At 57.9% G+C, this 13,323-nt stretch carries 16 protein-coding genes; 12 read left to right on the top strand and 4 right to left on the bottom strand.

The window, feature by feature from the left end; all coding sequences use genetic code 11:
- Positions 1-36 precede the first annotated feature (36 nt).
- From ACU8HS_RS28360 to ACU8HS_RS28350, 3 genes are all read left to right on the top strand, one after another.
- A complete protein-coding gene (locus tag ACU8HS_RS28360) occupies positions 37-1,011 on the top strand; it encodes a hypothetical protein (protein ID WP_112569943.1) in 975 nt (324 codons plus the stop codon).
- Between the two features lie 128 nt (positions 1,012-1,139).
- Complete coding sequence (locus ACU8HS_RS28355; RefSeq protein WP_162758021.1) at positions 1,140-1,886, top strand: family 16 glycosylhydrolase; 747 nt, start codon at positions 1,140-1,142, stop codon at positions 1,884-1,886.
- A 314-nt stretch (positions 1,887-2,200) separates the two neighbouring features.
- Positions 2,201-3,013, top strand: coding sequence for a glycosyltransferase family A protein (locus ACU8HS_RS28350; RefSeq protein ID WP_447016191.1), 813 nt, complete (start codon positions 2,201-2,203; stop codon positions 3,011-3,013).
- Positions 3,014-3,080: 67 nt separating this feature from the next.
- On the opposite strand, the gene ACU8HS_RS28345 is transcribed toward ACU8HS_RS28350, so the two are convergent.
- On the bottom strand, positions 3,081-3,401 hold the full coding sequence (locus ACU8HS_RS28345) for a hypothetical protein (protein WP_162718978.1): 321 nt from the start codon (positions 3,399-3,401) through the stop codon (positions 3,081-3,083).
- Positions 3,402-3,583: 182 nt separating this feature from the next.
- Positions 3,584-4,624, bottom strand: coding sequence for a substrate-binding domain-containing protein (locus tag ACU8HS_RS28340; protein WP_112704174.1), 1,041 nt, complete (start codon positions 4,622-4,624; stop codon positions 3,584-3,586).
- Between ACU8HS_RS28340 and ACU8HS_RS28335 the strand changes: the two genes are divergently transcribed.
- The 7 genes from ACU8HS_RS28335 to ACU8HS_RS28305 all read left to right on the top strand — a co-directional run bounded on the left by ACU8HS_RS28335 (position 4,625) and on the right by ACU8HS_RS28305 (position 11,057).
- Positions 4,625-4,849 (top strand): hypothetical protein, encoded by a 225-nt coding sequence (locus ACU8HS_RS28335; RefSeq protein WP_162718977.1) that lies wholly within the window; start codon positions 4,625-4,627, stop codon positions 4,847-4,849.
- A 62-nt stretch (positions 4,850-4,911) separates the two neighbouring features.
- A complete protein-coding gene (locus ACU8HS_RS28330) occupies positions 4,912-5,946 on the top strand; it encodes a Gfo/Idh/MocA family protein (RefSeq protein ID WP_112704173.1) in 1,035 nt (344 codons plus the stop codon).
- An 11-nt stretch (positions 5,947-5,957) separates the two neighbouring features.
- Positions 5,958-6,860, top strand: coding sequence for a sugar phosphate isomerase/epimerase family protein (locus ACU8HS_RS28325; RefSeq protein ID WP_112569955.1), 903 nt, complete (start codon positions 5,958-5,960; stop codon positions 6,858-6,860).
- Positions 6,861-6,925: 65 nt separating this feature from the next.
- Positions 6,926-8,158, top strand: coding sequence for an ABC transporter substrate-binding protein (locus ACU8HS_RS28320; RefSeq protein ID WP_112753752.1), 1,233 nt, complete (start codon positions 6,926-6,928; stop codon positions 8,156-8,158).
- 105 nt (positions 8,159-8,263) lie between these two features.
- Entirely contained in the window at positions 8,264-9,166 is a 903-nt protein-coding gene (locus ACU8HS_RS28315; RefSeq protein ID WP_447016190.1) for a carbohydrate ABC transporter permease, read from the top strand.
- Complete coding sequence (locus ACU8HS_RS28310) at positions 9,163-9,990, top strand: carbohydrate ABC transporter permease (RefSeq protein ID WP_112569961.1); 828 nt, start codon at positions 9,163-9,165, stop codon at positions 9,988-9,990. Before ACU8HS_RS28315 ends, ACU8HS_RS28310 begins: the two co-directional genes overlap by 4 nt.
- Positions 9,987-11,057 carry an ABC transporter ATP-binding protein gene (locus ACU8HS_RS28305; RefSeq protein WP_113413406.1) on the top strand — a complete coding sequence of 357 codons (1,071 nt, stop codon included), beginning with the start codon at positions 9,987-9,989 and terminating at the stop codon, positions 11,055-11,057. The genes ACU8HS_RS28310 and ACU8HS_RS28305 overlap by 4 nt, the downstream gene beginning before the upstream one ends.
- Before the next feature lie 116 nt (positions 11,058-11,173).
- Here ACU8HS_RS28305 and ACU8HS_RS28300 read toward each other — a convergent pair whose 3' ends face one another.
- Entirely contained in the window at positions 11,174-11,365 is a 192-nt protein-coding gene (locus ACU8HS_RS28300; RefSeq protein WP_162706959.1) for a hypothetical protein, read from the bottom strand.
- 394 nt (positions 11,366-11,759) lie between these two features.
- Between ACU8HS_RS28300 and ACU8HS_RS28295 the strand changes: the two genes are divergently transcribed.
- Complete coding sequence (locus ACU8HS_RS28295; RefSeq protein ID WP_112569967.1) at positions 11,760-12,062, top strand: hypothetical protein; 303 nt, start codon at positions 11,760-11,762, stop codon at positions 12,060-12,062.
- 6 nt (positions 12,063-12,068) lie between these two features.
- Here ACU8HS_RS28295 and ACU8HS_RS28290 read toward each other — a convergent pair whose 3' ends face one another.
- Complete coding sequence (locus ACU8HS_RS28290) at positions 12,069-12,311, bottom strand: DUF6074 family protein (protein WP_112569969.1); 243 nt, start codon at positions 12,309-12,311, stop codon at positions 12,069-12,071.
- A gap of 224 nt (positions 12,312-12,535) precedes the next feature.
- On the opposite strand from ACU8HS_RS28290, the gene ACU8HS_RS28285 reads away from it, so the two are divergent.
- Positions 12,536-13,315 (top strand): DUF1194 domain-containing protein, encoded by a 780-nt coding sequence (locus ACU8HS_RS28285; protein ID WP_112753746.1) that lies wholly within the window; start codon positions 12,536-12,538, stop codon positions 13,313-13,315.
- Positions 13,316-13,323: the final 8 nt, after the last annotated feature.

The following is a 13,323-nucleotide window of genomic DNA, read 5'->3' as shown; positions in this document are numbered from 1 at the left end:
CGCGTGCGGTTCTATCAGCATTCATGCCGTCGATTTATGGAGGGATCTACCGTGCCTGAAACCGTATCGCGGGCAAAAGATCTGGAATCGATAGCTCGGTCCGGAGGCACTTTGCGTCGGATCAGTGCTCGCATTCCTACCTATCTCAAGGATGTCTGCGAAAACCCGGCCTGGCTGCTCATGTTTGTCTTAGCGCGTATACTGCCTTTTCGTCGCGCCCACTGGCTAACGGCGAAAGCTGCCCCGAAATTAAGTTCCGCGGAGTCAATGTTCGGTAACGTTGACGCTCGGAAAGCGGCCGAAGACTTGCGTCGGGGCGGGATATTTACTGGTCTCGATCTACCCTCCGAAATCTGTATGGCAATCTCGGATTTTGGTTGGAAAACTCCTTGTTTTGGTAATTTCGACCGGCGTATTGAGTTCCTCCCCGGCGACCATGGAATGGCCGAAATGCAATTTGGTCGCTCTATCCTAAGCGGCCATCACTTCGAGCGCGTTCTGAAGTGCGAGGCGGCTCTTGCCGTCCAGCAGGATCCGATTCTGCTTGCCATAGCGCAAAATTACCTGGGCGGGGAGGCACGAGTCATTACGACCCGCACGTGGTGGAGCTTTCCGACACGATCGGCCACAGAGGCTGAGCTGAGCCGTGCGTCATTCAAGTTTCACTTCGACCTTGATGATTGGAGAATGCTCAAGTTCTTCTTTTATCTCACTGATGTTGATGTTGACGCGGGACCACATGTGTATGTGCGTGGCAGCCATCGGCGAAGACGTTTGAAGCATCAATTCACATTGGTCGTCGGCCATCCCGCCGACGAGGTCCTAAGCTTCTACGGCGAGAAGGAGGCCATGACACTGACGGGGCCGGCCGGTACCGGTTTCGTCGAAGACCCGTTCGGATTTCATATGGGAACACTCGCGAGAAGCACGCCGCGTCTCATGATGGAAGTGGGATTCGGAGTGTCTAAACCGTCACAGCGACGCTATCACGGGGAACCAGTAATACGCTGACGCGTCTGGGTTTGACCGAGTTGCCGCCACAGCTCTGAGTGCCTCTGTCTCAATCGTGCAAACATTGCCCCATAGAATCCATTTTTTGAAGCTTAGTTGCTCTGATGCTTCGTCACAAAGGAGAGCCGATGTCCGTCGTCAAGCGATTAATGCTCGCTTTAACCATTGCTTCGGGGCCATTGGTTTCGATGGTTCATGCGGAAAGCTTGCCAAACTGGAAAGGTGTTGAGCTCAAGGCTTTCAATTACAAGAATCTGTTCTTCCCTTCCGAGTGGGGTGAGGGAAAGCTAGGTGGTTACAATTGGAGGTCTGCCAACGCGCAGATTACAAATGGCACCCTCAACTTGAGTGTGAGCGAAAGAGCATCCGGACAGGTCCAGGCCAACGACTTTCGCTCCAAGGCGCTGTGGGAAGTCGATGTTACCCTTCCTAAGATGGCGTCTGGGCTGGTTGCTGCGCCTCTCTGGGTAATGGGACCCGATGTCAACGGCGATGAGATAGATTTCGAATTCGTGGGTGTGAAGGGCCTAACGATCACAGCCTGGACGAATGTTAACGGCAAAAAGAAGGCATTTTGGAGCAGGGGCTCGAACGCACCATTAATTCCGGGCGATTTATCCGGGAAAAGCTACCGCTTGGGGATCGCCTATGAAGCAGGAAAGTCCATCACCTGGTACGTAGACGGAAAACAGGTTGCGAAGATCACGCCCCAAGACACGGGCGGGGTTTTTCCTTCGCTTCCGATGAAGCCCTTTTTTGACATCTGGGTGGCCAATGGTGCCGATCCGGGTTGGGCTGGAAAATGGACACCAATGGCGCCGGGTACCAGGCTGACGATGCAGGTCACGGGCTATAAGGTCACTTCCATCAAATGATCTAGAATGTCGTCTTGATAACGGAGACTATCCAACACCGATGTTTAGCCGCGATCAATGGCATTGCGTCACCATCACTGACAGTGATTGGCCGGGTTGGCTGACGCAGAGCGTGAAAAATCGGAAGCGGCGTTACTAGGTTCGACCTGAACATCGCCCCGTTGTTGAGCGAATAAGAAAGGAGGGCTTCGAATGCAGTTACTCATCGGCAGGTTATTCGACGCACCACGACTATTTGCTCGCTGGTGGATGTTTGCGCCGCAGCAAATAGAGAGGCGTCGTCTAATTGTGGTTCATAACTGATCGGAGGGAGTATGAGGCTGGCGTTTATTATTCCCGTCAGGCATCAAGACAATGCCAAGGACTGGCAGGAACTGAAGAAGAGATTGCGGGAGACATTTGCATCAATTTCCAATCAGACTTCCGATAACTGGCGCGCAATTGTCGTTTGCAACCATGGCGCGGATATACCACCTCTGCCGCCAAAGTTTGAAGTTCTTCGCGTCGATTTTCCTCCGAATAGAAATCACGAGTTACTTCCTGGCGGCGACAGGCAGGTGTTTTATGATGCTTTCCGGTTGGACAAGGGCCGGCGGGTAATGGCTGGTCTGATCAAAGCGAAGGACAGCGATTACTTCATGATTGTTGACGACGATGATTTCGTCAGCAATCGTATCGCGCAATTCGTTGGCGAGAACAGAAGCGAAACCGGCTGGGAAATCACACGGGGGCTCGTGTGGAGCGATGGCGGTCGCCTTGTCTGTATTAACAACAATTTCTCCCATTTCTGCGGAACTTCGCTCATTTTGAGCCGCGATATTTTTGAGTTACCGGAAGATATCGCAGAGGCTGATGACGACTATATAAAAGAGATGTGCGGGAGCCATGTCTCCGTATCTTCGCGAGTGAAAAAGACCGCCAAACCACTTGTTGCCCTACCATTTGCGGGAGCCATTTACCGAGTGGGGCACAGCGGCGCGCATAGCCAGTCGGGCTCAGTCATGGACTTGATATTTAACGCTCAGGGGCCGCGACGCTTCATAGATGCGCTGACGCGGCTTCGTCCGGTCACGAACCGGGTTCGAAGAGAATTCAAACTGCCGGCCCGTTCATCGCTGGCTGGCTAGTTAGCGGGCGGCGACATGTTGCAATCAGTTCACAAAGGATCAAACATGTAGGTTGCTTGGGCTCCGGTCACCTTATCGGCAAACCGAGCGCCTTTCGAGCCCGAATGACAAAACTCGTCCACCGTGAGGGCGTGGATACACCTATATAGGCGTAGCCGCGCTTCGTCATGATGTAGGCTTCCCAGGCGCCGCTTTTATGCTTGGAGCGGGTTATGAGTTGCTCACGTTCAGCGGCATCAAGAACCTTTTGATCAAGGGGCTCAAATCCATCGCCTTCCACTGTCGCGAATCCGCCGCCATTGGCTGCGAGAAACTCTAGAAGACGTTTGATCGACAGGTTGCTTGGGGCTTCTGACGAGCCCGTATTCGATTTCGGCTGGTGCGTCATGATACCTCGAAGGTTGCAGTCGCCTGAGAGCGCCACATAGTGAGATTTCTCTCTCTCGCTCGAAGTGACGCAGTAATCGAGGCCACATCTTTGTGCAAAACGTGTTGTAATCCATGCCGCCTTCAATTCTCATTGGAAACTTGGCCCCGAATTGGGGGCAATTGCAAGCCTCCAATCGGAGGTCAACTTCTGATGCTGAAAGCATCGCTCTCACCGGGAGCAAGCTCCAGCGGCCAGATGCGGTTGCGGACATCGTTGCGATAGATCTCCGAATAGGCGGGCATGTTCGCAAGCAGGGTTTCGGCGAGTGCCGCGCCGAGGTCTGGCAGGGACATGCGGAAGCATGTCAGCGTCGGCTGCAGGAATCTGGCGCGGGGTTCCTCGCGGAAGCCGATGACGGCGAGATCCCGGCCGGGAACGACACCGGCTTCGACCAGGCGGCGGTAGAGGCCGATCGCCATCAGTTCGTAGATCAGGATGATCGCCGTCGGCCTGTTGTCGATCCGCAACAGTTCTTCGCCCGCCTGATAGCCGCCCTGTTCGCTGGATTTCACGCGGATCACCAGCTTCGGATCATACTTGATCCCATGTTTTTCCAGAGCCTTCCGATAGGCGTCGACAAAGACGTAACCGAGATTTATCTCGCCTGACGGCGCGGCGATCGCGATACGGCGATGTCCCTTGGCGACAAGCCGGTCCACGGCGCAGGTCGCGACACCTTCGAAATCAAGGTCGATCCAGGTGAAGTTGTTGCCGCCGGAAGAGCTGCGGCCGAGTGCGACGAAGGGAATCTTCGCCTTGATCAGGAGGTCGATGCGCTTGTCGATGCGTTGAGTTGCGGAGATGATCATGGCATCGACGACACGGCGCGCCACCATGCGCTTCAGATATTCGTAAGGGTCCTCGTCGCTAGGGCAGGGGAGCATGACGAGATCGAGTTTATGGCGCGACAACACGCTTTGGAGACCGCCGGTGACGCCAAGGAAGAAGTTGTCGCTGTTTTCGACCGTCTCCTTGCTGGATTCGATCATCAGGCCGATGACGTTGGTCGTTCCCTGACGAAGGCTGCGGCCGGACTGATTGGCGACGTAGCCGAATTCTTCGGCGGCAGCCAGCACCCGCTTGCGTGTTTCCTCGTTGACATCGGCCTTGCCGTTCAGCGCGCGCGAAACCGTCCCGATCGAAATGTCGAGATGTTCTGCAAGCTGACGGATACCCTTCATATGAGCGATCTTTCTTCCGGTATGCGCGAGTATCGTACCTTATTGCCATGGGAAAACGTTTACGGAAAGCATTTGGGGCAGGGGAAAATGTATTTTTGTACGATCCGAAAAAATCTTCTGCTGCATTGCCGAAGATTTTTGCCTAAGCGCCCGATCACATTGAGATTTTTCGCAGCATTTTGTCGAAAGGCGCTGGCATTGACAGCAGCAAACGTTTCCGCTTAGTATCGTAAACGTTTACGGAAGGCGTTTCGGGAGGATTCTGAAGCGCACCGCTGGAGGAAATCGTGAAATTGAATGCCGTTTTGTGCGGGTGCGGAGCTATGTCCAAAGGCTGGCTGCGTGCTATCAAGGAAACGCCTGATCTTGCCGAGGCAATCGAGGTTGTCGGTCTCGTTGACGTCAATCCGGCTGCCGCCGAGACGCTCGCCGCGGAATTCGGCTTGAGCGCGGCTCGCATCGGTGCCGATCTTGCCGCCGTCATCGCCGCAACCAAGGCAGACATCGTCTTTGACGTCGTCGTCCCGACGGCACGTTTTAATGTTGTGTCGACGGCCATGAAGGCCGGCTGCCACGTGCTGAGCGAAAAGCCGATGGCGACTTCGCTCGCGGAAGGTGCGGCACTGATCGATCTCGCGGCCGAAACCGGCAAGATCCATGCGATCATTCAGAACCGTCGCTTCATTTCCGGTGTACGCCGCATGCGCCGCCTTGTCGAAAGCGGGGCGATCGGCGAGCTGACCGGCATTCACTGCGATTTCTTCATTGCCCCGCATTTCGGCGGCTTCCGCGAAGAGATGGACAATGTCCTGCTGCTCGACATGGCGATCCATACGTTCGATGCCGCTCGTTATGTGGCGGGCAAGAAGCCGCTCGCCGTCTACTGCGTCGAGCGCAATCCTAAAGGATCGTGGTATCGGCATGGCGCTTCGGCCAACGCGACTTTCGAATTCTCCGACGACGTGGTCTTCACCTATCGCGGCTCCTGGTGCGCCGAAGGTGAGCGCACGAGCTGGGAAAGCCAGTGGCGCATCGTCGGCTCGAAGGGAATGCTGACCTGGGATGGCGCCGATGGCTTCAAGGCAGCGGTTTCCGGCAATGAGCCGGGCCTGCTTCACGGTTTTTCGCCTGTCGAAGTTCCCGCGCCTGAACGCGAGGAAGAGACGCATGGCCATGCCAGCGTGATCGCAAGCTTCGTCGAGGCGATCCGCACCGGCAAGCGGCCGGAGACAGTCAGTTCCGACAATATAAGAAGCCTCGCCATGGTCTTCGGTGCGATCGAGAGCGCCAGGACCGGGCGTCGCGTTGAAATTTCAGCATAAGGATAGATGACGTGAGCAACCCCGCCAAAGCCATTCGCATCGGTACCATGGTCAGCGCCTCGAAGGGCGGCGCCGACAAGCGCATTGCCCAGATCGCCGATATGGGTTTCGAAAGCTTCGAGCCTTTCTTCTGGCAGACGACCAACGGCCAGGATCTCGCCGAACTCGGCAAGCGCAGTGTTGACGCCATCGGCGATCGCGACATTACCATTTCAACGCTCGGCATGTTCGGCAATCCGCTGGAGGAAACCGACATCGACCTGCAGACCCTGCAGGGCTGGAAAGATTGCATCGACAACGCCCACCATTTCGGCGCCACCTGTGTCGCGGGTTTCACCGGCCGCATCCGCAACAAGCCGCTGACCGACAGCCTGCCGCGCTACAAGCAGGTGTGGAGCGAGCTTGCCAAGCGTGCGGCCGACAAGGGCATCAGGATCGCCTTCGAAAATTGCGCCATGGACGGCAACTGGGCAACCGGCGACTGGAACATCGCCCATAATCCGGATGCCTGGGAACTCATCTTCAACGAAACGCCGGACGACAATATCGGCCTCGAATGGGAACCGTGCCATCAGATGGTCTACCTGATCGAGCCGTTGCCGCAGATCCGCAAATGGGCGAAGAAAATCTTCCATGTCCATGGCAAGGACGCGACCATCCGCTGGGACGTCATCAGGGAGCACGGTATTTTCGGCAAGGAGAAGTTCGTCTTCATGCGCACGCCGGGCTTCGGCGACAGCAATTGGACCGACATCATTTCCGAGCTGCGGCTCGCCGGCTGGTCCGGCTCTATCGACATCGAAGGCTGGCATGATCCGGTCTACCGCGATGCGCTGGAAATGACCGGCCAGGTCTACGCGCTCAACCATCTCAAACATGCCCGGGGCGGCGATTTCGTCGTGGATCCGGTCTGAGTGAATATGGCCGGCAGCGAGGACATGCCGGCCATTCCGAATGGATAACCACAAAGGAGGAGAACATGGCTATCCGCAAATTTGCAGTTCTGGGCGCACTGGCGCTCGCAGGCGTTTCGCTCTTCGGCGTGTCCGCCAAGGCCGAAGACGTCAAGCTGACGCTCTGGTCGCTGGACAAGGACATTCAGCCGGCGCCGAACCTGGTCAAGGAATTCAACGACCAGCACAACGGCATCACCATCGAGTACCGCCTGATCCAGTTCGATGATGTCGTCACCGAAGCGATGCGCGCCTATGCGACCGGCCAGGCGCCCGATATCATCGCCGTCGACAATCCGGAACACGCGCTTTTTTCGTCGCGCGGAGCCTTCCTTGATCTGACCGACATGATCAAGAACTCGAAGGTCATCAAGCCCGAGAACTACTTCCCCGGACCGCTGAAGTCGGTCGAATGGGACGGCAAATATTTCGGCGTGCCGAAGGCGACGAACACGATCGCCCTCTACTACAACAAGGACATGTTCAAGGCGAAGGGCCTCGATCCGAACAAGCCGCCGCAGACCTGGGATGAGCTGGTCGAGGACGCCCGCAAGCTGACCGATCCGGCCAAGAACGTCTACGGCCTTGCCTTCTCGGCAAAGGCGAACGAGGAAGGCACCTTCCAGTTCCTGCCCTGGGCGCAGATGGGCGGTGGCAGCTACGAGAACATCAATGCCGACGGCGCGGTCAAGGCGCTCGAAGTCTGGAAGACGATCATCGACGAAAAGCTCGCTTCGCCCGATACGCTGACGCGCGGCCAGTGGGATTCGACCGGTACCTTCAATTCCGGCAATGCCGCCATGGCGATTTCCGGCCCTTGGGAACTGGACCGCATGGTGCAGGAAGCCAAGTTCGACTGGGGCGTCACGTTGCTGCCGGTTCCGAAGGAAGGCGCCGAGCGCTCCTCGGCCATGGGTGACTTCAACTGGGCGATCTTCTCGACCACCAAACATCCTGCCGAAGCCTTCAAGGCGCTCGAATATTTCGCCTCTCAGGACGACAAGATGTTCAAGAATTTCGGCCAGCTTCCGGCTCGTTCCGACATCTCGATCCCGGAAACCGGCCAGCCGCTGAAGGATGCGGCCCTCAAGGTCTTCCTTGAGCAGCTGAAATATGCGAAGCCCCGCGGCCCTCATCCGCAGTGGCCGAAGATCTCCAAGGCGATCCAGGACGCCATCCAGGCGGCGCTCACCGGCCAGATGAGCCCGAAGGATGCGCTTGACCAGGCTGCCGACAAGATCAAGGCAGTCCTCGGCTAACATCACCATCACCGGATGGCCGTCGGCCATCCCATCTTTTCCTCCCGGCAGGGGCTGTCTCCCGCGAAAGCGCCAGGCAGCCCCGTTCGGAGCAATGGAGGACCCATGAGAAGGATCCTTTCCAGCGTCAGGGACGGCCACGGTTTCGATATTGTGCTCGTCGCCTTTCCGCTCGGCTTTCTGTTCCTGATGGCCGGCCTGCCGCTCATCTACAATGTGGTGATGAGTTTTCAGGAGGTTGACATGTTCAGCCTCGGCACCTTCTCGCGTCCATGGGTGGGCTTCAAGAACTACGTGGACCTTTTCGCGCAGCCGGAAACGCTGCCGATCCTCTACAACACGGCGATCTTCGTCACCGGCTCGATTGCCGGGCAATTCCTGATCGGCTTCGGACTGGCGCTGTTCTTCTGGGTCAACTTCCCGGGCGCTTCCTGGCTGCGCGGCCTTTTTCTCGTCTCCTGGGTCATGCCCGGTCTCGTCGTCGGCGCGATCTGGAACTGGATTCTCTCTGGCGATTTCGGCGTGCTGAATTTCATCCTTAAGGAAAGCGGCATCATCTTCGGCAACATCTTCTGGCGCTCGGACCCGCACTATTCGCTCTACGCCGTCATCATCGCCAATATCTGGCTCGGTACGTCCTTCAACATGATCCTGCTCTCGGTTGGTCTATCCGGCATTCCGGGCGATCTCTATGAGGCCGCCGAACTCGATGGTGCCACGGCTTGGCAGCGCTTCTGGACGATTACCTTGCCGATGATGCGTTCGACGATCGGGGCCATCATCGCACTCGGTCTGATTTTCACGCTGCAGCAGTTCGACCTCTTTGCCGCCATCACCTCGGGCGGGCCGAACAATTCCTCCAACGTCACGCAATACTGGGCCTGGGATTTGTCTTTCCGCCAATATGATTTCGCCAAGGGCGCGACCATCTCCGTCATCATGATCGTCTTCGTGATGTTCGCCTCCGTGGTCTACGTCCGCTCGACCCGGCATGAGGTGCGCGGATGAGCGAGACCGCACGCAACCGCCTGATGCTCGCCATCGCCATCATCATGGCGGCCGTCTATCTCTTTCCACTCTACTGGATGTACATCACCGCACTGAAGAGCGGGTCGGAGATGTTTGCGACACCGCCGAGCTTCTGGCCGGCCTCGCCGCAATGGGGAACCTATGCCTATGTCTGGGAAAGCCGAAACATGGGCCTCTACCTCTGGAATTCGCTGATGATCGCGATCGGTGCGGTCGTCATCATCACGGTATTGGGTGTCGGCTGCGCCTATGTGCTGGCCCGCTACCGCAATATCTGGGTGGATATCGGCCTCTTCCTCATTCTCATGCTGCAGGTCCTGCCGGCCTCGCTGATGATCACGCCGATCTTCGTCGGCTTCTCGCAGATCGGCATGCTGAACTATCCGCGGCTTGCCGTCATCATCGCGATTGCCGCCAAGAGCATGCCCTTCTTCGTCGTGCTGGTGCGCGCCACCTTCATGGCGGTGCCGATGGAACTTGAAGAGGCGGCCCTCGTGGACGGCAATTCGCGCGTCGGCGCCTTCTTCAACATCGTCCTGCCGCTTGCCCGCAACGGTATCCTGGTCAGCGCCATCCTCATCTTCATGCAGGCCTTCGGTGAGTTCGTCTATTCCAAGTCGATGATTCAGGCGGCCGAGCTTCAGCCGGCAAGTGTCGGGCTCAATTCCTTCATGGGGCCAAACACCAATGAATGGAACAACATCATGGCCTACGCCACGATGTATGTAACGCCGATCCTTGCCATCTTCGTTCTCTTGCAGCGCCGCATCGTGTCCGGCCTTACCTCGGGAGCCCTCAAATGACCCCTCAGATTGAGCTTGCCGGCGTCAACAAATATTACGGCGCTTTCCATGCGCTGAAAAACATCGATCTCTCCATCGCAAAGGGCACTTTCGTCGCGCTCGTCGGCCCTTCGGGTTGCGGCAAGTCGACGCTGTTGCGCTCGCTGGCCGGCCTGGAAACGATCTCCGACGGGAGCTTGAAGATTGCCGGCGACCTGATGAACGGCGTGCCGCCGCGCAAGCGCGACGTCGCCATGGTGTTTCAGTCATATGCGCTTTATCCGCATATGACCGTGGAGGAAAATCTCACCTACAGCCTGCGCATGCGCGGGGTCGCCAAGGCCGAAGCGAAGAAGGCTGCCGAAGAGGTTGCGGCCACGACCGGCCTCTCACATCTTTTGAAGCGCTATCCGCGTGAACTTTCGGGCGGCCAGCGCCAGCGTGTCGCCATGAGCCGCGCCATCATCCGTCATCCGAAGGCCTTCCTGTTCGATGAGCCGCTGTCGAACCTCGATGCGGCGCTGCGTGTGCACATGCGCAAGGAAATCCGCGCCCTGCACGACCGCCTGCACGCGACCTCCGTCTATGTCACGCATGACCAGATCGAGGCCATGACCATGGCCGATCATGTCGTCGTCATGCGCGAAGGCGTCATCGAGCAGCAAGGCCGGCCGCTCGACCTCTACGACAAGCCCGCCAACAAATTCGTCGCCGGCTTTATCGGTTCGCCTGCGATGAACTTCATCCCCGCAATTGCGGGCGAGGACGGCAAAAGCCTGACACTCGATCTCGGCACGGTTCGTCAGCAAGTTGCCATCGACCATCAGATCCAACCCGGCCGCAAGGTTACTGCCGGCATCAGGCCGGAGCATATCGGTATTGCCGATCAGGGGCAGGGGAGTTTTGACGTGCCGGTCGCGGTCGTGGAATCCACAGGGTCCTCGACCTTCATCACTGCGGCGACGACGCCCGAAATGACGATCGTCGAAACGGGCAGGGGATCGGTTCAGCCGGGCCAGACGATCGGCGTCACCATCGATCCGGCACAGGTGCATCTCTTTGACGAGGCGAGCGGCGTCAGAATTTGAGAGATGGTTTCACGCTGATCGGTTGCCGTAACAGGCCGCCGCTCGACCGTCATTTTTGATCGACGGATCTCGTTGCCATATTCTCGGCCGGAATGATCGTCGGCCGAGGCCTCGCGTTATCGCGCGAGCGAAGCCGGCGCAGCTTGCTTGGCTGCGACCTCTGTATCGTGCGGTTGTTCGCTGGAATTTGCCCAAACGGCCACAGCAAGTCCTGCGACGATAAAGTAGGGCAGTTTGCTTGAAAGCTTGAGCTTGCCGGAAACGGCATTGCCGCGGGTGCATTCAAAGCCGGACATTTCTGGGGGCATCAGTACCTGTCTCGTGTGAATATCACGCCGCAAACATAGTATATGTGGCGATTCGAATGAACCCCCAGATTGGGGGATAGGCAAAACCTGTCGCCATCGGGCGGATCAGTGCCCACCCGGACGGCTTGAGAATTGAGCCGGCACCGAACGGCTGCTATCGATCAACGTCGATCGTCATCGGGTTTTATCGTCAGGGCAGGCATGACGGAGAGAAACTGAAAAAGCTGGTCTTTGCCACATGCGGCAAGATCTGATGCCAGCCGGCCCTCAATGCGGATGGGTCGATCTGGTTTACGATCCGCCTAAGTCCTACCTTTGCCGTGCGACAACAATGCCGCCATCGCGTACGAAAGCTGCAGGTCCTGCGGCTAACCTGCCCGCATTCGGAGGTCCTATGAGAAGTTTGATTTTAGCCGCAGCCTTCTTGCTCCCGACGGGCGCCCTTGCCGTCGAGGCGGTGGAAGTGAATGCGCGTGACCATTCCTGCCGTGAACTCGCTCAGATTATCCAGCAGAGGAAGGCGGTCTTTGTCCGCATGGGTATTGGGGGCCGGAGCTTCCGCTACCCGCCGGCGCGGTGCCGGCTGGGCGACAAATATGATATCGCCAGGGTGCGCGCGGCCAACGGGGAAATGTGCGTTTTGAACTACGAGTGCGTTTACGACCCGCAATCCTTCTACAACCGCTTTCCCAAGTAACGCTTCTTACCGCTCTGCTGCTGCGGCGTAGACGACCTGAAGCTCCATCTGTACCGCATCCATGAACAGGGCGGCCTGCCGCGAAAGCTCGGCATCGCTGCAGCCCTGTTCTCTTAAATTGGCTGCGAACCCGGCCATCTCCGACCGCCAGAAGCGGTTGGCGGCCTCGCCGTGAAGGTTCTGAAGGGCCTCGGCGCAGCGCCTGATATCGGCTGTGCGTCGGTCGGCGGGAAACTGCAGAAGCGGCATGCTATCTCCGTCATTGCTGGGCGAATCGCCAAGTGTCCCGCAGAATGGCTATGAGTTCTTCACAAGTGGTGAAGCCGGTCGCGGGGCACGCCTGCTCAAATGCCGCCCGTTCCTTCGACGGCACCCCACATCACCGAAATTTGACAGAATGCTTTCCGGCAACAGTCGCCGTCGCGCCAAGCTGTGTTAGAGTTCCAGGCATGACGCAGTGATGGGAAGTGATGATGCTGACAACACTTGCGATGCTCGCGAGCCTGTCCGGCGCTGCCGCCACGCTCGCACAATCAGGCCAAAACGAAGTCGATGTCGAACTGGTGCTGGCCGTCGATACCTCTCGCTCGATGGATTATGAAGAGGTTCGCATCCAGCGAGAAGGCTATGTCGAGGCGTTGCGGCACAAGGAGTTCCTCGATGCCGTGAAAGGCGGGCTGACCGGACGGATCGCCATCAGTTATTTTGAGTGGGCCGGCTATGTCGTGCCCGGTTCCGTGCTCGATTGGCAGGTGATCGAGACGGAAAAGGATGCGCAGGATTTTGCCGACAAACTGGAAGCCCGACCGATCGCCACCCAGCGGCGCACGTCCATATCCGCCGCGATCGTTCAAGGCGCGTCAATGCTTGCCGCCAGCCCTTACAAGGGCAATCGCGAAGTGATCGACGTCTCCGGCGACGGCCCCAACAATTCCGGCGACCCCGTCACTCCGGCGCGCGATGCCGCTTTGGAGGCGGGCATCATCATCAACGGCCTTGCCATTATGTTGCGGCCGTCCGATGTGCCCGAGGGGCTCGACAAATATTACGGCGATTGCGTGATCGGCGGCCCCGGCTCCTTCGTTTTGCCGGTCCACAAGATCGAGGATTTCGCCGTGGCCGTGCGCAGGAAGCTGGTCTGGGAGATCAGCGGGCTCGAAGAGCCGGAACAGATCCGCGAAATTGCGATGAACCAGCCGACGACGGACTGCCTTGTCGGTGAGAAGCTTTGGCAGAATTTCTTCGATCGCTAGCTCGCCAG

This window comes from Rhizobium sp. KDH_Rht_773_N (genome assembly GCF_052946295.1).
The sequence above is the reverse complement of the archived record's forward strand: the minus strand, read 5'-3'. Positions and strand labels throughout refer to the sequence as shown.